The sequence below is a fragment of the Rhodococcus sp. NPDC059968 genome (genome assembly GCF_042738615.1).
Classification (GTDB): Bacteria; Actinomycetota; Actinomycetes; order Mycobacteriales; family Mycobacteriaceae; genus Rhodococcus_F.
In genome coordinates this window covers 15,022-35,199 of the sequence record NZ_JBHWUE010000028.1, presented here as the reverse complement: position 1 = coordinate 35,199, position 20,178 = coordinate 15,022, and the positions used below count along the sequence as shown (strand labels likewise).

The window sequence follows — 20,178 nt, the reverse complement described above, 5'->3', positions numbered from 1 at the left end:
CCCACCCGTTCTGCGTAAACGTAAGATTGACTAAGAATCGGTGTGAAAGCAAAAAGTAGTGTGAGAACCTATTTCTGCGGAGATGGCACGTTCCCCTACATCACGCGACGGGCCTTCATCCCTTCCTGGAGTGGAGCTTCCTTGACGACATCGCCCGGCGTCGGGGCGTGGATCATCTGACCGGTGCCCACGTATATACCCACGTGACCAGGCCCGTTCGGGCCCCAGCTGCCGAAGACGAGGTCGCCAGGCTTGGCCTGGTCGATCGGGATCTCGGTGCCGACACCCCACTGCTGTTCCGAGGTGCGGGGGAGGGAGACCTTGCCTGCGCTGGCCGCGTGCACCGCGTACGAGGTCAGACCGGAGCAGTCGAACCCACCGCCGGAGGGTCCACCGGTTCCGCCACCGCCCCACACATACGGGGTACCAAGGTATTCGCGAGCAGCCGTGACGATTTGGCTGCTGCCACCCGACGCGTTGGGGATGAATCGGCCGCGAGCATTGGGATTGGTGAACCCTGCACGGGCCTGCAAGATCTTGGGCACGTAATTCTCGGTCTGGGCGAAGGGCGGGATACCGCCGAACTTCTCCACGGCGCCGGGACCGGCGTTGTAAGCCGCAAGCGTCAGCTCGATGGGGTCGCCCCTGGCCTGGCCGCCGGCGATGTAACCGGAAACGTCCTGGTACAGGGCGCACATGAAGTGCGCCTGCGACATCACCGCGTCGCCGATGGAGTTCGGGTCGGCCTTCCCGTCGCCGTCGTAGTCCTTACCCCAGGTTGCCCAGGTGCCGGGCATGAACTGTGCGGGACCCAGCGCTCCGGTCTCCGACACCGGCGCATGGGGGCCGTGCCGGAATCCGTTCTCCTGCTGGAGCTGTGCGGCGAGCAACGGAGCGTCGATCTCAGGGCAGACACTGCCGGCGCGACGTAGCCACGGCTCGAACTCGGCCGGCACGATCCCGAATGCCAGCTCGCCGCCGCCGGCCATGCTGAAGCCGGAGCAGTCAGCCGTGGACCGGGATGCGGCCACGAGTTGGATGGGACTGCTGCTGGCGGTGCTGGGGTCGCCTCCACTGGTGCCGTTCTGCTTGGCGATGTCGGGTAGGACGGTGAGGGGGTCGAGGGCCGTTCCGCCCTGCAACCGGCCGCCCTGCCAGTACTCGAAGTGCAGGTGCGGGCCCGTCGATCCGCCGGCGTTGCCGATGTCGGCGATGTGGTCGCCGGCCTTGACCTGCTGGCCCGGTTTGACGTGAATTCCATTGGCGAACATGTGGCCGTAGACGGTGCTCACGGGCTTGCCGTCGACGTTCGAGTCGATGACCACCCAGTGCTCGAACCCGACCCCGGGCCCTTCGCCGGAGTCCCCGGCTTTGACGACGTTGCCGTCGAGCGCGGCGAGGATCTTCGTGCCGACCGGCCCGGCGAGGTCCACTCCTTGGTGCTGGGCTCCCCAGCGCTCACCGAATCCGGAGGTGAACGTGGTGGTCCCGGGTTCGACCGGCAGCCGGATTGGGCCGGACACGGTTAGCGTCAGGTCCTCGGTGATCGACCCGACGCCGTCGGTGCTGTCGGAGATGACGGTCCGGCACGGGTCTCGCGGGATAACCGGTGCGCCCAGTGAGCAGGCCGATGTCCCGATGACGATGCCGATGGCGCCGGTGAGCAGCAGCGCCCTCCGTGCGCGGCGGATGTTCACCGTCCCCCCGGGATCGGGGTGTCGAGTTCCGGGATCGGAATCGGACCGGGAACCGGTACCGGGTCGTTGCCGCGGCTCGGCGCGGTTGCCGGCTCGTCGAGATCGAACATCGGCTGCGGCGCCGTCGACGATGGGCTCGAGGTCGGTATCGGCTGCGGCAGTGTGGTGTCGGTCGCGGTCGCGGTCGCGGTCGCGGTGGTGGTCGGTGGCGTCGACGTGCGCGGAGTGGCTGTGGTCGGCGGGGCGATGTTCTCGACCGCGGAGAGGTCGAGGGTCGGTAGGGGAGTGTCGACGACCCACCGCTTCTCACCGTTGACCTCGTCGACGGTGACCGTAATCCGCAGGTCCCCGGCCTGCGTCGGAACGGTCACCCGCGCGGTCTTCGTGCCGTCGGGCCCGTCGGTGAGGGTGCTGACCGTGGGTCCGGTGATGACCACTGGGGTCCGTGGCCGGGCTGCTACGACGTATTCTCCCGGCTTGTCGGCGGTGTGTCGGCCGATGGTGCTGGCCCACAGCGCATCCGACGGTGTGGTGTTGACGAAGGCGTGCGCGTAGGCCATCGCTGTGGCGGGCGCGCTGTAGGCGGCCCAGGCTGCGGTCTTGGCGGCGACCAGGGACTCGCTCACTTCGTCGAGGTCGTAGCTGATCGTCTCCGTGGGCGTGACTGATTCGACGGTGGTGTCGGCGTCGTGGGCGACTGCCCGCGGCGGAGGGGTCTCTCCGAAGACCGCGCCGGCGGCGAACAGCAGCGCCACTGTGCCGGCCACCGTGATCGCCAGGTGGGTGCGGGAGTAGAGCACCCATCGGCGAATCGGTGCGAGGACAGGGTTGGGTCCAGATGCCGACATCAGAGGTACCGGTCCTCAGGTGTCGTGCGGGTGGGGACGGCGGCGTTCCATACCTTCGCGTTCGGCGGCGCCTTCGCCGGTGAGTGGTGCGGCGTGGACGCGGTGGCGTGAGGTGCCCCTCGCTGGCCGCGGGTGGGGGTGTAGACCTTCATCGGGGCGATGGCCGAGCGGTCGCCTCCGTCCCACCGCTGCCCGACGCTGGCGGTCAGCAGTTCCTTGCGGGCCCGGCGTTCCTGGACGAGGTTGTCGGCCTCGTTCTGGTCGAACCTTTTCCACGCCGCGGCGCCGGAGCGGACTGCGCGATCGGCGTCCATATCGTCGACCCCGCCCTTGCCGCGGGCGATGTCGCGGCTGGCCACGGCAGCGATCCCGGCGAGACGTGCATCGCGCTCGGTCCCGGTGTCGGAGGCCTGGCCCGGGCGTGCGGATCTGCCCAGCCCCTGCGCCTTCCGGGCATCGGCCCGCGATTGCGTGAGCGCCTGCTGGCGGCGGTTACCCAGTGCGCGACCCTCGGGCCGAGTGACCGTGCTCGCCCCATCGTCGTCCTCATGTCCGTCGCGCCCGCGACGGGCGAAACGCTCGGTGGCCTTCTCCGCGATCGCCTGCGCCGGCCCGCCGACCGCGAAGCTCGCAGCGTCGAATGCCTTGCGTTTGATGGACTTCTTGGCGCTTCGGGCCTTGCGGTTGACCATGCTCGCACTGTTCTGTGTAAACGTCTGGCTCATCCGTTTGAACGGCCGCATGATCGCCCAGCACACGACGGTCAGCAGCACCATGAACCACAGTCGCCAGGACCCGTCGACGGCCCCGTTCGAGTTGACGTAGAGCTGGACCAGCGCCATCAGGTAGAGCGCGACGATTACCGAGCCGGCTACGCCCCACATGTAGGCCGAGGCGAGCATGCGCATCACCCGGGCCAGCCACCCGCCGTAGGCGATCGCGACCGGAATCCAGATCGGGGCGAACAGGACCGCGAACCGGATCGCCAGCAGCGCGGTCAGCTTCAGCAGGGACGCGCCGATCCACAGCAGCGATGGCATGGCCAGCTTGATCATGCCCATGAATCCGGTGGAGGTGCGGCCGGAGTCCTTGCCCTGGAACTGGTAGTAGGAGAGCTGGTAGTCGGTTTCCAGCTTGGAGACGATGTCGCGGAACTGGTCGGCCTTCTCCTCGGCGAGCTGCGCCTGTGCCTTCGGGTCGTCCTTCACCGTGTTCTGCTGGTCGTAGGTGAACGCCAGCGCATCCCGCAGCTTCGGACCGAGTTGGTCCTTGTCCTCCGGGTCGTAGTTTTGGCCGAACCAGCCCTTGCGCCAGTCGTCGAGGAAGACCTTGTCGATCAGCACGTTTCGGGGGTCGGTGCTGCCGCCGGCGAGCGTGCCTCCGTCGTCGCCGAACTGCACGGCGAAAATCTGGTCCTGCGTGTCGGTGATCAGCGACCCGAACGTCTCGTCGGCCACCTGGAGCGCCTTCTGCGGGGCCCCGACCATCAACGCCCCGAGCGCGAGCCCCGCCGCGGCGATCGCCGCGGTCTTCGTGACTCCGGCCGTGTCGGCTTTCAGGGCCTTCCACAGGACCATCGCGGCCACGGCGACCAGGGCGATGCCGACCCACTGCCCGTAGAGGCCTCGCATGCCCTCGGTGATGGAGAAGACGATCTGGTCGAACTTCTCCAGCGCGGGCGTGACCCCGGCCTCGGTGGCGTCCTGGCCGGTCTTGGTCTGGTCGTCGAGCCAGAACGCGGCGGCCGCCATCGACTTGCCGATGGTCAAGAACGTGTTGCCCAGGGTGGTGTCGCCGACTGCACCAGGTGCCTTGACCAGGTCCGCGCCGCAGCCGAGGTCGTAGGTGTGCCATTCGAGCCCGGCCCACCCGTAGGTCTGATAGCCGGTGCCGCCGGTGGTCGGCCGGTCGGCGCTGGTCGAGTCGAAGGTGGTCTCGATAACTTCGTTCGGGAACTCCGGTGACGGGACGTCCTGGCAGTCGAACCCGCCGGCCGATGCCACAGCGCCACCGAGTCCGATCAGCGACACCGCGGCCAGCATCAGCACCACCAGAACACGCCCTACCAGCCCCGTACGCCACCCGAAACGGCGCGGGAAAGGTAAACGGTCCATCCGTGCGGCCCGGGGCCGCAACGGGCTCACGGCGCACCCCCGATCCCCGCGCGGGTCGCTCGCGAGTCCAAAGCAGGGAAACGGTCCACCTGTGCGGCTCGGGGCCCCAGCGGGCTCATGGCGCACCCCCGATCGCGGCGCGGGTCGCTCGCGAGTCCAGGGCGTCGAACACGTGGGCCAGGTGCACGTAGTGCGTCCAGTCCGAACGGATCAGCTCGATGTCGTCGGCCATCTTCACGATGAACCGGCGGGCCTGGTCCAGGTGCTCGGTGTCGGTGTCCTCGTCGAGGGTGTCCTCGCCGCCGCCGCCGAGCCCGGCCAGGAGCGACTCGTAGCCCTCGCCGAGCGGAAGGTTCAGCAGTTTGAGCGCGCCCTCGATCGCGTGGGCGTTGCCGCCGAGGTCACCGATGATCACCTCGTACGTCAGCGCGGACTTGTCGTCGGTGCCGTCGACGCCGAGGTAGTCGTCGGGCAGCTGCGAGCACACCAGCGCGCGAACCTTGTACTTGCGGCTGTCGCGGGCGATCCGCAGGTTCAGGGTGCGTCCGGCGCCGGTCTGCTCGAGGTATTTGTTCTCGTCGAGAAAGAGCACCTTGCGTTCGTAACGCGGCAGCTCGTAGACGAGCCGGTTCGCCATCCACGCCGCCATGTGCATCAGCGGGCCGGCCATCCGCTGCTGCGGGGTCCACTGTGCCGGGTCGGTGCCCTCGGGGGGTAGTTGCAGGCCCGGCATCGTCAGGACCGTCAGGCGCACGGTGCGGTCGCCGTCCTCGCCGTCGCCGATGGTTCCCTCCTCGGGGAAGAGCACGCGAGCCTCGGAGAGCTGGGACATCGTCGCCAGGTCCTGGTGGATGGACCGTGCGCAGGAAATCAGGTCGACGTTGGTTTCGTCCTTGCTATCGCCGATCGTGGCGATGGCGGCGAGGACTTCGCTCAGGTTGTGGCGGCGGTCGCCGCCGACCATGTTCGCCGCGGTCTGAAGAACCGTCTCGGTCCATTGGTGCTCGAGTCGCGACGGCGTGAGCATCATCTTCAGCACCGACACCGCCACCGAGATCCGCTCCGCCTCCGCGGCTCGCAGATCCGCCTCGTACTGCGACTGTGCGGCGGCGACCGGATCGGCGTCGTCGGTGTAGTCCGGGCTCGTCGGGTCGTACTCCGGGTCGCCGCGGCGGGGGTCGACGATCACTCGGTAGGGGTTGAGTGATCCCGGACGCGAGGTGCGACCGGTCAGCGCCTGCACCTCGGCGATACCCCGGAACTCGGGTAGCTGCGCAAGCTTCTTCAGCGGCCCCGACGGGTCGAGCACCACACCGTAGGCGCCCGCCCGCACCGCCTGGTAGACGAGCATGCCGGCGAGGAACGTTTTACCCGAGCCGGGCACCGCGACGATCGGCGTCAGGCCGGACTTGTGCTTCTTCTCGTGCGCGGCGAACAGATCCCATACCGCGGGCCGCGGGGCGATCGACGCGGTCTGCCCGACCACCACCCCGGTGCGGTCACCGATCCGGTCACCGACTGCGGCCATGCCAGCGGACAGTGCCTCGACGTTCATCCGCCGGCAGTGCGCGATGTTCGCCAGCGGCTCACCCGGGATGAACTCGCGCAGCAGCTGGTACTGGCCGTGCTCGGGTTCCAGGCGAATCCGCGGCGCGTACATCTCCTGCAGCAGCGAGACTTTCTCCTTGGCCTCCTCCGGCGACGAACCGACGACGAGGACGCGGTACCAGCCCTCGGTGCGCACCGACAGGCCCGAGTGGTCCTCCTCGATGTCGGAGATCACCCGTTGGGCGAGTGCGTGCTGTTCGGCCAATTCCTGCGGCGGGACCTGGTCGTGTTCGACGGTGTAGTGGTCGAACTGGGCCTCGATCTTCGACGTCAACCGGCGCAGGCTGCGCAGCGTCTGCCCTTTGGTCTTGAGCGAGATGCGCTCGGACCATTCGAGGGGTTCCCCTGACGGATCGCCGAGCACCTGCCACGGCAGCATCTTCTCCGGGATCGGCAGCGGCGCCATCCGCCCGAGGGTCAGGACGATCGCGTAGCCGGTGTAGTCCCGGCCGCCGACCTGGCCGCGCACCGTGGTGTAGCCCTCGCCCGGGGTCAGCTCGAGGGTGGTGAGGTCTTCGAGGGCGGCGACGTCGGATTCTTCCCAGTCGCCGCCGCCGCAGATCACGCCGTCCGCATCGAGCGGCAGCCCCAGTGTCGCCGAGCGCAGCATCAGGTAGTCCATCTGCGCTGCGGTCGCGGGCTTGGCGTTCACACCCTGCCCGGACAGGTGCCGCTCGATCGTGGCGAGATGGTCCGCGATCGCCTTCTGCTCGCCCAGGAACGCATCGCGCGCCCACGTGCGCACCAGCCGGGCAATACGGCCGAGCAGCGGTACGTCGATCACCGGGAGCAGCCACTGCCCGAGCGTGTCGAGACCCTGAGCCAGCACCGAGCGCCGCGGCAGCTCCACGCCCCAATAGCGGCCCTTCTGGGTCGGGTTGCCCCACAACATCGCATGCTGCTGACCGCGCAGATAATCCGCCCACGACAACGCACCCGGCACGTCCGGGATCGGATCGGCCCACCCGTCATGCGCCTGCGCCCACTGCCGCACCGGCCACGGTGTGCGCACCAGCCGCCGATGCAGCCCTATCACACCGGACTCGGCGAGGTTCGCCACGACCAGGCCCTCGTTCTGGATGTAGCGGCGCTGCTTGCCGACCGGACGCATGTTCCACGGCCCCGGCGGCTGCACGAACCACGCCGTCGACTGCCGGCGCGTGCGAGTGACGTTGCCCTCCACCCCGACCAGCGCGAGACGCACCGCCTTGCGCTCGCGGTCGGCACGCTTCTTCGCCGCCGCGACCTGCCGGGTGAACTCCGCCTCCGGGTCGCCGCGGCGGCCGCGCTTCTTCCCGCGCCGCTTGCCCTTTCCGGTGGGTTCTGGCTCCGCGTCAGGTGCGGCGGAGGCGGATGCGACCGGTGCGGGGGCTGCGATGCTGCTGCCCGGAGCCTGAGGCCAAGCCAATTCCTGGACCGGGGCCGGTGTGGCGGCCGCTCGGTTCGCCGCCATCGCCGCCGCCCACGACGGCGGCAACGCACCGGGCGCAACGATGGCCGGCTCGGGCTCGTCGAAGTTCGGATCGAACAGTGCGGCGATCTCGTTGTCGGGCTGCAAAGTCATCGGGAGGACTCACCTTCGATCGGCGTGATGGCATGCGCGCTGCCGGCAGCGCGGGAAATGGCGGGAATGCGGAGCACGACGGTCTGGCCGGGCTTCGGCGGGCGCGGTGCGTTCAGGTCGTTCCACGCGGCCCGGATCACCGACCGGACCGGGCGATCGGCGTTGACGAACTTCGTCACCCGCGCGGTGAGCGCGACAGTGATGACCACCATCACGACGAGGGACTTGAACCCCAGCGGCACGTGCACGACGCCGCGGGCGACGACGAAGACGGTGACCATGAATGCGGCACCGAGCCCGAGCGCCGCGTACCGAATCCGGACCGGCAGCGTGAACCCGGTCGGGCCGAGGTAGTGCTGATCCACCCGGTGCAGCAGATCGTCGTTGTCGATCACAGTCCGCTCCCGTCGATCATCGGTTGGTCAGGCACGGCAGGTCAGACCACTCGGATGCCGAAGAGGCCGAGAATCCAGTTGCCGATGCCGGTCGCGGCGCTCTCACTGCTCGCGAGGGAGAAGAACGCGATACCGACGAGCGACAGGCCGCCGACGGTGAATACCTTCGACAGGTTGCCGCGCAGGCCGCCCATCAGGACCACGCACGCGATCAGGGCGAGGATCGTGAAGATGATGTTGTCGCCGATCCACGCGCGCAGGCTGTCGGTGGAGACTTCGGTGTCCTGGGCGAGCACGTCGACGCTTCCGGGTGGGGGGGTCGCCAGTTCGACGACTGCGGACGAAAGGGACATGAGCACTCTCCATCGCTGAGATTCGGTAGGTGCATCTGAATGTGGATGCGCACGACCGTAAGTCGATCTCGGTTTTCATCTCAACGGGGTGTCCGCGCCGGGATCGGGCCATCGACGCAGGCCAACGGAGCTGTGCGGCATCGGGAATGTCTTTCCCGCGACCGCCGCGCAGGGGCGGCGCGGCGGGAACCGCGCGACCTCGATGGTCAGAAGGTAACCAGGCGGCGCGTGAAGGGATTCCTACGGTGATTCGCACGATGGTGGCGGCCCGTGTTTCCGTCGCGGTCATCAGGACCTTATGGGGCGTAGGGGTTATGGGCACATACACGGGCTCCACAAGCGGGGGGTTGGGCGGTGTGCGCACGCGGTGCAGACGGCGGCGTCGGAGGCGGCGTCGGAGGCGGCGCCCGGACGGGCAGTCGCGGCAGGTCCGCAGCGAGCGGCTCGAGCACCCAGTGAACCGGTGCGTGGAGAAAGCGCTCAGATACGCGGTGAAAACGGCGCCGGATTCGGCGATGGATTTCGGCGGTGGATTCGACCGCTCGAAAAGGCGCCTCCCACGCCCACCCCCTCCGGGGGCCACTCCCCCCGGCGTTCCTTGGGGGGAGTGTAATCCAGAATTACGCTCAGCGCCAACGCTATTCGAAAGCGCCCACGTAGAACGCTATGAGCAGTGCTCGAATCGGCTGCGGGGCGAGCACTCACCGCCGACACGTGTCGACGCGTTCCGCAGCGCTCACAACACCGCTCGCTCGAGCGGGCGCATCCGCCCACAGAGGCGCGCGGCGAAGCGCTCGAAAGAGCACTCGCGCGAGCGCTGAAAACCGTGTCTCACACTGCCCCGTAGAGCACTCGGTGAACGCCGCGGAAGAGCGCTCGAACGAGCGTGCCGCACAGCGCTCGACAGAGCGCCCCGGCGCAGCGGTTCGCGGGCCGATGCGACCACCGTGCACGCAGGCGGTGAACAGCGCCCGTCAGGGTGCGAGTCGGACGGGTTGAGGGTTCGGCAATCCGGCCTGGGTCCGCCAGACGAGGGGGACACCCCGTTGAGGAAAATCGCGGGTTTCTGTCACTGTGCTCAACGACGCCTCCCCGGACGGCGTTCAGGCTCGAACGATCGAAAGGCACAGGCGGTGAGCGGAAATCACGACCCACTCGAGGACTGGTTGGTCGCGACGTGGCGCGACATCGTCGGTGATTCCGGCGGCGGTCGCGCCGGCCGGGTCGGCGCGGACGGCCACCCGACGCGCATCCGCCGCTTTACTCCGCTCTCGCCGATCGCCGTCGCCGCCGCGGGCGTTGCCGTGTACTCCCCGCGCCTGTTGTCGGCGGTCGCCGACAACGAGACGGTCGTCGACATGCTGACGACACTGCACGACTACCGGGTGCTGCTCGTTACCGCCGCTGCCCTGCTCGTCATGGTCGACGTCCTGCGCCACCGCGCGCACAGGTGGTCGCAGATGCTCGAATCGGTGGTCCGGCAGGCCACCGGACACCTGCCGAAGAAGATCGCCGTCTCGTTCCCGCCCGGGTGGCGGGTGATCCGCCGCGCGAGGATCACACTGCACCGCGGCACCGTCATTCGGCCCAAACCGTTCGAGGAGCTCTCCCGCGCGGTCGCGGCCGCGTTCCCCGGCAGTGACACGTGGAAGGTCAAGGTCCGCCACGAGGCCCACCACGACCGCATCATCATCGCCCGTAAGACCATCACCCCGGACACCCGCTCCGACCGCCAGAAGGTCCTCCAGAGCGCGCTCGACGACGCCTCGATCTTCACCGGCCCGAAGGTCACTGTAGAGACTGTCGACGAGGCCGGCATCGAGATCGGATACCGGATCGCGTTCGAAAAGTCGATGAACGCAGGCGCCAAGGGCTTCCAGGTCAAGGTCGACGAGGCCCTCGTCTCCCTGGCTGGGCAGCACGAGTCCGGCCGCAACTGGACCACCGACTGGTACCCCGACAAGGGCCACCTGGTGATGCGTCTGGTCACCGCCATGCCCGATCGCCTCGACCACCCGCTCGCATTGGTCGACGAAAACCGGCGCCACCTGCCGTATGCAACCGGCGCCGCGGACCGCATCATGTACTGGGACGTCTCCACCAGCTCCAACAAACCGCACTGCCTGATCGTCGGCCCGACCGGTGGCGGCAAGACATCGGTGATCCGCACCCTGCTGACCGAGGCCGCCCGCCGCGGAGTTCCGTTCGTCGGCGTCGATCCGAAGATGATCGAACTCGACGGCCTCGAGGGCTACCCCGGCTGCGGCGCGATCATCTACGACGCACTGCGTGCAGCGATGTTCGTGCGTGCGCTTCACACCGAGATGATGGCCCGCAACGCCTACATCCACCAGATGAAGATCGAGGGCGCGCAGCTGCCGCTGATGATCGCGGTGCTCGACGAGTTCTTCATCCTCTCCGGCAAGTGGCAGCGCCTGGCCAAGACCGGCGACGACGAGACCCGCGAGCAGCTCAAGGAACTCGACCCGCTCGGGGCGTGGGCCGACCTCGCCGTTCTTGCTCGTTCGGCGGGCATCCGATTGTTGCTCGGCGTGCAGCGCCCCGACGCCAGTTTGTTCGGTGGTGCGTCCGGTAACGCGCGCGACAACTTCGGTACCCGCATCAGCCTCGGCAACCTCTCGCAGGACGGCGCGCTGATGATGTGGGGCGATTCGACCGTCGGCCGCGAGGTCGACACCTCCGTCAAGGGCCGCGGCATCGCGCTCGGCGACGACGGCCACCCCGTCGACGCGCAGATGTGGTGGACCCCGAACGTCGACCGCCACCCCAACAAGTGGAACCAGCTCGCCGAGAGCGAGACGGCGATCATCGACGGCCTCATACCGACCGAGGCCCCGCAGTTCACCTGCTACTCGCAGGAGCTGGCCTCGTTCATCGAGTCCGAGCGCGCCCTCGCCACGCGGGCACGCAGGCACGGCCGTGCTCCCGAGCCGATCGTCATCGGCGCGGCCGCCGCCACCGACGGCGACACGTCCGCCGAGTCGCCGACTGTGAACGCCGCGCCCACCGGCGATGACGACTTCTCGGACGTCATTCCGGCCTCCGCAGTCGAGGCCGGCCAGACCGTCCTCGTCGACGACGACCACGGCGAACTCGTCCCCGTCACCGTCGACTCGGTCGACGTCCGCCGCAGCGCGAAGGGCGATGTCGTCGAGACCGTCCTCACCGTGGGCACCGGCCGCGTGAAGACCCGCATCACCTTCGACGCCACCGGCGTCGTCGTCCTCCCCGAAGCCGACCGCGTTGCCGCGTCGGCGTGACCCCTCGTTGCCGGATCCACCACCACCGAAAGGAACACCGATGAGCCGCCGCATTTCCCAGTCGATCACCCCGACCACCGAGGATGTCGCCGCGCTGCGCGGACCGTTCGTCGCCAAGGGTGCGAACGACCCCGTGATCAAGGCGCTGCGGGACTACTTCAAGGACTCGGTCCCCGCGTGGTTGGCCAAGCTCAGCGAGGAGCAGGAGCTGACCCGCGAGCGGCTCGCGGAAATCCGCGATGCCTCGTCCAAGCGTCGCGTCGTCATCGAAGCGCTGCCCGGCGGAGGCGCCCGCGACACGGCCCTGGCCGAGCTGGCGACAGCTGAGGCCGTCGTCGACGACATGGACACCGCACTCGCTGGCGCCGGCGCCTTCGGGGTCAGCTGACGATGACGCCGCCGACCGTTGATGTCGAGATCACCTCCACGACCACGGCATCGGCCACCTTGGCCGATGCCGACGTGCCTCCGATGGATCTGGCGGCGACCGAGAGCAAGACCCTGTCCACTGTCGTGCACGAGTTCCTGCACAACATGGCGCAGGCCCAGGGCGCCGACGTCGAGGTCGTCTATCGGACGGCAAAGGACACTCGGTTCCTGACCGTCGGACCGGACGGGAAGGCCGAGGAACGCGCCCCGAGCATGCCCCTGCCGATCGCCGTGCCGACGGCGCCCGAACCGGTGGCAGCGGAGCCTGTCTCCACCCCGCCGGATAGGCCGGTGGTTGTGGCGGCCGAGCAGATCGCCTACGCCGGGGCCCCGCAACCCGCGGCGCCCGCACGGGCCGCTCCGGCAGAGTCGGTCACGGGCCCGGTCACGGGCCTGCTGGACGTGCTCGGGCAGCTGTCCGCGCCCCGCGCGAACCCCGCGGCGAGCGAGCCTGCTCGGCGCGGGGGGCGTGGCCGACTCAACGCCATCCTCGGACTCGAGCTCGCACCGAAGATGGACTCGCTCGAGATGCGACTGCGCGACGCGCAGACCACGATCGCCCGCCCGCTCCCGGACGGCGCAGTGATCACCTTCGCCAACCTCAAGGGCGGCGTCGGCAAGACCCCGATGTCGATCAGCCTGGCCGAGACGCTGGCCGAGCACCGAGGCCCCGCCACCGTCACGTGCATGGACCTCGGCGAGGTCGGCGCCAGCTTCGCCGATCGCGTGGCCGTTCCTCCGGCCGCCGGCCAGGACGTGGTCAACCTGTTGGCCGTGATCAATCCGGTGACCGGCGTCCGGCCGTCCAGGCTCGCACGGTTCCTGACCCGCCAGCCGGCCGGCTCCGACATCATCGCCGGCCGGCCAGGGGCCGACTCACCCCTGCGCTACGACGACGCCGCAGCGCTCGGGGCGATCCTCGGCCGGCACCGCGACGCCCTGGTCGCCGACACCGGCAACTCCAGCCACGCCGAGAGCTGGCGGTGGGCGATCACGGCCGCGCACGCGGTGATCGTCCCGGTCCCGCTGCGCCGCGACGCCGCCGTGGCCGCCCAGCGCACCCTCGCCGCGATCGCCGCGGTCCGACCCGACGTTCTCGCCCGCACCGTCGTGGTCATCACCGCCGGGCCCGGGGACGTCCCGATGGTCGAGACCGAGGCCGTTACCGCGTTCGCCGCGCTGCGGGTGCCGGTGTGCCGGATGCCGTTCGAGCCGCTGTTCGCCTCCGGCGAACGCATCACGCTCAGCCAGTTGCACCGGAAGACACGGGACGCGTTGACCGTGCTCGCGGCCACCGTCGTCGACCTGATGGCGGGCGCCGTGGGCTGATGCGCTGGCCCAGCCAGCCAGCCAGCCAGCCAGGCCGGGTGTGACCGTCCTACCTCCGATCCCTGCCACTCCACAAAAGATCCCCGCCTCCCGCGAGGGGCGAACCCAGATGAAAGGCGATGCTCGATGAGCAACGACATCAACACCGGCAACCGCGCCGCCCGCCGCGCCCGCGGCCGGCACCGTCGACAGAGCGCCACCCAGGCCGCCACCGCCCTGGCCGTGATCACCGCCGCCCTGGCCTCCGGTATCGCGCTGTCCCCGTCCGCGGCCGCCGACCCGATCCAGGGCGGTGTCACCGGCGGCAGCAACCAGGACGGCGTCACCGGCGCCGACACCCCCGACGGAACCACCACCCCCACACCAGCACCCGCACCCGCATACGTGCCCGAGACCCCGGCGGAACCGGTGTACTGGGTCGCCCCGCCCGCCCAGTACCAGAACATCGAGTACCAGCCGCTCCCGAACTACGACTACGACGCGAATGTGTATGTCGAGCCGGAGGACTACCACCTCGCGCCGGCGGCGTTCGAGCAGCTGCACCTGCCGACGCCGGTGGAGCCGACGAAGCCGTTCATCGCGCCCCGGGACACCCTCCGGATCGGGGAACTGCACATCACGCAGCCGAACTGGGTCACGGACGTCGACACCGACCGCACCAACAACACCTTCGCGGTCGTCGAATCCGGGGTCTCGACAGCCTGGCGCTCGGTCGGTGTGGAAACGTCCCGTGCCGACCGGATCGCCGCCGCGCAGGTCGGCGCCGGCGCACTCGGAGCGGTGACCGGTGCCGCGGCGGTCGGGATCCCCGCCGCCGTCGCCGGTGGCGCCGCCGTCGGGACCGTCGCGGGAATCGTCGGCGCCACCGCGGGCAACGCGTTCCTCCCCGGCATCGGCTGGGCACCGGTCGGCGCCATCGCCACCGGCGTCGGAGCCGCCGCCGGCGGCGCGGCGGTGGGAATTCCCGCGGCAGCGCTCGGCGCCGTCGCAGGCGGTGCGGCAGCGGTCGCCGCGGTGACCCCGATCGCCGCCGGTGACAAGGGCGAACCGAAGGAGATCGAGGTCCCGGACATCGACTCCGACGCCGTGACCGAACAGACCGAGACGGTACTCACCGACTGGCACAACTCCGGCCCCGTCGGCCGGGCCGCCGCCGACGCCGTACAGGACACGGCCCTGGCCGCGCCCGCGATCGACCAGCAGGCCCGCGACTTCGCCGCCGCCCGGCCCGGCGGGGAGCAGATCATCGACCAGGTCGATGACGCCCTGCAGTCGTTCGTCACCGATACCACGCCCGGTCTGGCCGGAAACCTGTTGTCGGGCGCCATCGGCGGCGGCATCACGCCCGGCCACTGACATCGGAAGGTGGGTGCACACCATGAAGAAGCCGACCCTCGGCCGTAAGACTGCGCGGCATCCCGCCGTGATCGACCTTCCAGGCGGCTCACCCACCGCCGACAACCCGCCGGGCGCCCGCACGGCGGCGCCCGGCGGCCCGGCCACACCACCACCGCCCCGGGCGCCCACACCGTTCTCGACCCGGCGCCGCCGCCCGGGAAAGAAGGCGGCGGCCGTCATGGGGGCGGCCGCCGTCGCCCTGGCCGGCGCGATGGCAATCAGCCACCTGCGCGGCGGCGACAGTGAATCCACGCAGGCCGCAGCCACACTCACTGCCACCGCTGCGGCCGACGAGAACGGGCTGCCCATCCTGGACCTGCCCGACCCCGAACCGACCGAGGAGCCAGTCGCGTCGGACGGGGAATGCCGCGCCGACCGCGGCGACCAGAAGAGCGGCGGCGGCGTGATCGCCGCGTTCAACCACGCCTACTACAGCCAGCGCAACGGCGACGCCGCCCGCGCCCTCGCCACCCCCACCTCGTCCGTGCTGCCCGGCCCCGAACTGCAGAAGGTCATCGACGCCGTCCCGGCCGGAACCAACTACTGCCTGCGAACCATCGAACTGTCCGTCGGGGTCTACCTCGCAGACCTGTCCGTGATGCAACCGGCGCAGCCCGTCAAACGCGGCACCCAGACCATCACCACCGTCAAGATCGACGGCCGCTGGTACGTCGACATCTTCACATAAGCCCCGAACTGATGAGGACTGAACGATGCCCCTGTCCCACAGGCAGACCTCCGGGACCACTGCCCTGGCCCTCGGCGCTTTCGCGGCAACTGACCGGAGTCGAGGCCGATGGTGGCACCCAGTGAGGTCCCGGCCCACGCACGCGCGGCGCATAGGGGACCGAAGATCGCAAGGGTGCGTCCGCGTGGCTTCTGAGCTTGCCTTACGGTTGTGCGGCGGGGGCGCCCATCGGTGGCCGCTGTCGACTGAACGCGGCGATGACGAGGGCGGGGTCCTTGCGAACGATGACCACCACGGCGGCCTGGCAGGGGCCGCCACAACCGACCTGCATCCACGGTCTGCCTTGCCACTCGCCTGATCCACATCTCAACTGCCAGAGGAGCGCACACGCATGAACGACCCGCATCTGATCGAACTCGAGTTCACCGTCCGCGCCCGCGTGCGGCTGCCGAAGGACGTGTACGTCGACGCGGTCGCCGAGAACCCCGACGCGTGGGAGAACGCCGTGGTCAACGAACTTCAGCGGGAGATCGTCGGTGGGGAGGCGAAGGCCAACTTCGAGAAGGTCACCGCGACCGTCTCGGACATCGCGATCGAGCCCGAAGACTTCCAGTTGACGGTGGACTGACGCTGTCGGCGCGTCCGGCGCAGAAAGGGATGGCAAAGGCCCTGCACCCGTATGGCGGGTGCAGGGCGTTTTGCTGTGCTGACCTGCGCTCATGGCACGTCCCGGTCTGGGTGGCGCGGAGATCGGCCGGACGAAGGAGTGCAACACGGCGTGACGCGCTTCTACCTTCCGTAGTCGAAACGCGAACCCGCAGGAAGCCCCGATGTCTGATTCCCTGACCGTCATCTTCGGAGACGTGATCGCCGAAGATAGTCGCGCAGAACACGTGCAGTACTGGTCCCCCCGCCCAGACCAACACGCCCTCGACCGCATGTCCGCCGAGCTACTTGTATTGGTGTCCGAACGCCAGGGCCGATTCGGCTCCCGCGTCATGCCGCTTCCTCACGGTGCGCCGGCACCCGGTGTGGCGGGCCGTCGGCAACCCTGCCGCCGTCACCGAGCTCCTTGCGCCCATCGTGGTGGTCGGGAAGAGACGCAGCGTTGGGCACGGACACGTGCTGTCCTGGAGTGTCGACGAACACACGGACACCGATCCGTGGGAGTTCGCGCACTGCACTGCCGATGTAAGCCTTGACCGCACGATCCCCACGACCTGTCTGCACGATCGGGAAGAAGTCCGCACGGGAGGCTACGGGCAAAGGGGGATTCGTCCCCCATACATGCACCCTGCCCGGCGAATTCGCGTGATGCTGCCGGGGCGCCCCCTTATGGTCCAGTCTTACGTGCCGACTGTCGTGGAGCCGTCTATCCGCCTGGAGAGCGGTGACACGGCCTCGTTTGGGGCGTGCTGAGCAACGACTATTTTTCCCACCCCGCTATTGTTTCGCCGTGACCCTCGCTGACATCACCCGGGAATCGGTGCTCGACGCCATCACGGAGTGCGACGAACTCGGGCAGGACCAATTTCTTGCCAAATACGGCTTTGCACCCGCACGGTTCTACCGGGTCCTCTACGACGGACGCGAGTACGACTCGAAAGCGATTGCCGGCGTCGCCCACGCCTACGCCGCCGGCCGCGCGTTGACCGCAGCCGAATTCTCCGGCGGACAAAACACAGTGGTCAGAGCGCTCGAATCCCTTGGATTCACCCTCACGAAGGCACCGCAGGGTGCACCCGCGCAGCGCCGCGCCTGGCTGGTGATGACCAAAACCGAGTACCGCAGACTTGGCGGCGGGGAGAAGTACGACGACGACGCCGCGAGCCACTACAGCTGGGACAGCAATGTGGCGAACTCACGCCAAGTCTGTCCCGGCGACGCCATCGTCGTCTGGGACCAGAACGACCTCATCGGCGCCTCGGTGATCGAAACGATCGCCGAGGGTGAGAAGACCAAGGCAATCGGTCGATGCAGAGAGTGCGGAACCACGAACTACCTGGAACGTAAGACACTGCAGCCGCGGTACCGCTGCTACGACTGTGGAACCGAATTCGACGAGCCGACATTCACCGAGTCAAACGTCAAGACATTTCGGACGACACACGACCAGGGATGGGTCGACCTCGCCGGTGTACTCGACGCCCAACAACTACGCGCACTCTGCGTGAAGAACTACTCACAGAACAGTATCCGCGAACTCCGCTGGGATGACTTCCGGGCAGCGGTCGAATCGGCCGCACCGGGACAGCCGCTCACGATCGTCGAAGCCACCAGCAGACAGCTCTCGGGCGGAGGTCACTCAACCCGCCCTGTCCGAGTTCGGGTCGGGCAACCCGCCTTTCGCGCGGAACTCATCCGGCGTTACGGATTGAACTGTGCCTTCACCGGACCATCACCAGCGGAGACGTTGGAAGCGTGCCACTTGTACAGCTACGCGGACGTCGGAGTCCATGACAGCGAAGGCGGACTCCTGCTCCGCCGCGATCTCCACCGGCTCTTCGACCACGGTCTCATCGCGATCGACAGTGGCGGCACCATCGACGTCACGGACGAGATCCGGAAGTATCCGTCGTACGGTGATATTCACGGTAACAAGGTGGGGATCACGCTCAGCAAGAAGCAGAAGGCCTGGGTCCAGCTGCACTGGGACGAATGGCGATCCGAGCCCTCAGGGCTGCGCGCTATCTGATCAGATCCGGGTGCACGTCGGTGACCTTGCCGCCACTGTCTGCAGCGGGCGGTCTTCGTGAACGAGCTGGCGACCAGGCGACCCGCACCGGGGCTGATCCTGATCACCGCTGCGGAGGCGCTGAATGCCCTTCTGAGGGCGGTGGGCACGGATCGGGACCTGGTTTCGATGAACCGGAGCCGCTCGCCGCTGGGTGGCCTTCCTGGGACCGGAAACGGCGCTGCGTGGCCTGCGGGGTGGGGCTGGACGAAGCGAGAAGTTGATCGCCCGCACACGTCCCCGGCTGTATCCGAGGTGGGGCGCGTCCAGCAGGACCCGAGAGGAGCGGCTACGAGTTCGAGGTCGTCGATCGTGTCGTGTTCGTAAGTTCGTCGTCGCGTGCCGGTGGAAGTCCGGTCCGGGTAGCTGACAGTGGGGCCCGGTAGCAGACTGGCGGCTCGGTCCGGGTGCGGTCGATTCGGGAGGAGGAAAACGGCCTCCCGGAGGGGATCTTCGTACTCAGCGTCGTCGATGTGATTCCCCAGTTCAGGGCAGCAACGTCACCCCGAAGAGCAGATCGAGCCACACGGCGATCGCGACCAGGCCGCCGAACGCGCTCGCGACGATGAAGAATGGCGTCGTCGCGCGATCAGCCCAGTAGACAGGTGTGTCGTCGACCGTGGATTGTGAGGCGTCGAGGTCTGTTCCGAGTATGGCTGCGGGGGAGGCGACGATTTCGGCGACCCCGCAAGGTTCACCGACCCCAACGCCGAACTTCTCGAGTGCACGACCATCGCACTGTTCCCTTTCCCGTGACCATCGACACGGCGGTCAAGCCGGCGGCTCGGAGTCCCTGTCCGCAGGAGCATATGCGAGGCATACCCGCGCGAGATCGAACGCCAACGAAGTGGAATGAAGCAACGGACTCCGCGGGGTGGTGTCGCCAAGGTTCGGCGGGCCATAACCAGCCACCTGCCGCCGGCGGACTTGCTCGACATCTCCCGCCCGACCCTGATGACACTGCTCCGGGCCGGCGAGCTCCGAGCACACACAAGGTCGACACCTGCACCCGGCTGAAGAGCGGCGACGTGATCGACTACCGGGAAAAGTTGCGGGCACGGCAGCTGGCGGCCTTCGCGATTTTCGCGGCTTCGAGGATGTCGACCAGATGACCCGGGCCCTGGTCCTCGTTCGGGTAAGTGCAGGGGCACGGACGGATGCGAACGTCCTCTATTCGTGGACGTGCGGGATGGGTTGTGCTCGCGTTCCGGCCGGGTCCGCCGCGTTCTGCGTGCACTGGATTGCGTGGGCATCCTCGTCGGCCTGTCCATCATCTCCGCAAGAACCACGCGCACTACTCTGACCATCCCCGGTGGGGTCCGCGACTGCACCATCTGGGTGACCCCGCACGGCCGCATCGTCGGATGCCGGATCGATCCCGACCTCGCGTACATCGACGACAACGACCTCTACCTGCACGCTGCCGCGACCCACGGCGCCGTCGAGTAGGTGGTGAGCAGTGACGCAGAGCGCCGTTTCCGCCCCCTGCGCTGCATCAACATGGTCCGACAGTGGATGATGCGGTGGTGAAATTGTGGGTACTCGCAACCATCGCGGGCATCGTGCTGGCCGCGACAGCCTGCTCGGTCTCGGCGTCCGACGGGTTGGCGACGACGGCACAACCGTCCGTGCTGTCGTCCCCTGCGTCCGAGCCGGACTATTCGTCGGTCCTCCATCCCGAACTACCGGGTCGTGACGACGAGTGCCCTCGACTTGGGCGGCGGGCCCACTCCTGATCGG

16 protein-coding genes are annotated in these 20,178 nt (G+C 68.5%); 9 read left to right on the top strand and 7 right to left on the bottom strand.

Features of this window, described 5'->3' with window-relative positions:
• Positions 1–95: 95 nt before the first annotated feature.
• From ACFWAY_RS22440 to ACFWAY_RS22415, 6 genes are all read right to left on the bottom strand, one after another.
• On the bottom strand, positions 96–1,697 hold the full coding sequence (locus tag ACFWAY_RS22440) for a peptidoglycan DD-metalloendopeptidase family protein (protein ID WP_378512206.1): 1,602 nt from the start codon (positions 1,695–1,697) through the stop codon (positions 96–98).
• Entirely contained in the window at positions 1,694–2,545 is an 852-nt protein-coding gene (locus tag ACFWAY_RS22435; protein WP_378512205.1) for a hypothetical protein, read from the bottom strand. The genes ACFWAY_RS22440 and ACFWAY_RS22435 overlap by 4 nt, the downstream gene beginning before the upstream one ends.
• Positions 2,545–4,659: a hypothetical protein gene (locus ACFWAY_RS22430; RefSeq protein WP_378512204.1), complete on the bottom strand. Its 2,115-nt coding sequence runs from the start codon at positions 4,657–4,659 to the stop codon at positions 2,545–2,547. Before ACFWAY_RS22430 ends, ACFWAY_RS22435 begins: the two co-directional genes overlap by 1 nt.
• Positions 4,660–4,774: 115 nt before the next feature.
• Positions 4,775–7,831: an ATP-binding protein gene (locus ACFWAY_RS22425; RefSeq protein WP_378512203.1), complete on the bottom strand. Its 3,057-nt coding sequence runs from the start codon at positions 7,829–7,831 to the stop codon at positions 4,775–4,777.
• The gene (locus ACFWAY_RS22420) at positions 7,828–8,226 is read right to left on the bottom strand and encodes a hypothetical protein (RefSeq protein WP_378512202.1); all 399 of its coding nucleotides are present in this window, start codon (positions 8,224–8,226) and stop codon (positions 7,828–7,830) included. Before ACFWAY_RS22420 ends, ACFWAY_RS22425 begins: the two co-directional genes overlap by 4 nt.
• A gap of 41 nt (positions 8,227–8,267) precedes the next feature.
• Positions 8,268–8,579, bottom strand: a complete 312-nt coding sequence (locus ACFWAY_RS22415) for a hypothetical protein (protein ID WP_378512201.1) — start codon at positions 8,577–8,579, stop codon at positions 8,268–8,270.
• Positions 8,580–9,712: 1,133 nt separating this feature from the next.
• Between ACFWAY_RS22415 and ACFWAY_RS22410 the strand changes: the two genes are divergently transcribed.
• From ACFWAY_RS22410 to ACFWAY_RS22385, 6 genes are all read left to right on the top strand, one after another.
• Complete coding sequence (locus ACFWAY_RS22410; protein ID WP_378512200.1) at positions 9,713–11,860, top strand: FtsK/SpoIIIE domain-containing protein; 2,148 nt, start codon at positions 9,713–9,715, stop codon at positions 11,858–11,860.
• A 40-nt stretch (positions 11,861–11,900) separates the two neighbouring features.
• Entirely contained in the window at positions 11,901–12,248 is a 348-nt protein-coding gene (locus tag ACFWAY_RS22405; RefSeq protein WP_378512199.1) for a hypothetical protein, read from the top strand.
• Between the two features lie 2 nt (positions 12,249–12,250).
• A complete protein-coding gene (locus tag ACFWAY_RS22400; RefSeq protein ID WP_378512198.1) occupies positions 12,251–13,618 on the top strand; it encodes a ParA family protein in 1,368 nt (455 codons plus the stop codon).
• Positions 13,619–13,744: 126 nt separating this feature from the next.
• Complete coding sequence (locus ACFWAY_RS22395; RefSeq protein WP_378512197.1) at positions 13,745–14,974, top strand: insoluble domain protein; 1,230 nt, start codon at positions 13,745–13,747, stop codon at positions 14,972–14,974.
• A gap of 22 nt (positions 14,975–14,996) precedes the next feature.
• On the top strand, positions 14,997–15,704 hold the full coding sequence (locus ACFWAY_RS22390; protein ID WP_378512196.1) for a hypothetical protein: 708 nt from the start codon (positions 14,997–14,999) through the stop codon (positions 15,702–15,704).
• 391 nt (positions 15,705–16,095) lie between these two features.
• Entirely contained in the window at positions 16,096–16,332 is a 237-nt protein-coding gene (locus ACFWAY_RS22385) for a hypothetical protein (protein ID WP_378512195.1), read from the top strand.
• Between the two features lie 368 nt (positions 16,333–16,700).
• Here the strand turns inward: ACFWAY_RS22385 and ACFWAY_RS22380 are convergent, their stop codons facing one another.
• Positions 16,701–16,970 (bottom strand): hypothetical protein, encoded by a 270-nt coding sequence (locus ACFWAY_RS22380; RefSeq protein WP_378512194.1) that lies wholly within the window; start codon positions 16,968–16,970, stop codon positions 16,701–16,703.
• 190 nt (positions 16,971–17,160) lie between these two features.
• On the opposite strand from ACFWAY_RS22380, the gene ACFWAY_RS22375 reads away from it, so the two are divergent.
• From ACFWAY_RS22375 to ACFWAY_RS22365, 3 genes are all read left to right on the top strand, one after another.
• The gene (locus tag ACFWAY_RS22375) at positions 17,161–18,399 is read left to right on the top strand and encodes an HNH endonuclease (RefSeq protein WP_378512193.1); all 1,239 of its coding nucleotides are present in this window, start codon (positions 17,161–17,163) and stop codon (positions 18,397–18,399) included.
• Positions 18,400–19,683: 1,284 nt separating this feature from the next.
• Positions 19,684–19,887 (top strand): hypothetical protein, encoded by a 204-nt coding sequence (locus ACFWAY_RS22370; RefSeq protein WP_378512192.1) that lies wholly within the window; start codon positions 19,684–19,686, stop codon positions 19,885–19,887.
• Between the two features lie 62 nt (positions 19,888–19,949).
• A complete protein-coding gene (locus tag ACFWAY_RS22365; protein ID WP_378512191.1) occupies positions 19,950–20,174 on the top strand; it encodes a hypothetical protein in 225 nt (74 codons plus the stop codon).
• The last annotated feature ends 4 nt before the right edge of the window (positions 20,175–20,178 follow it).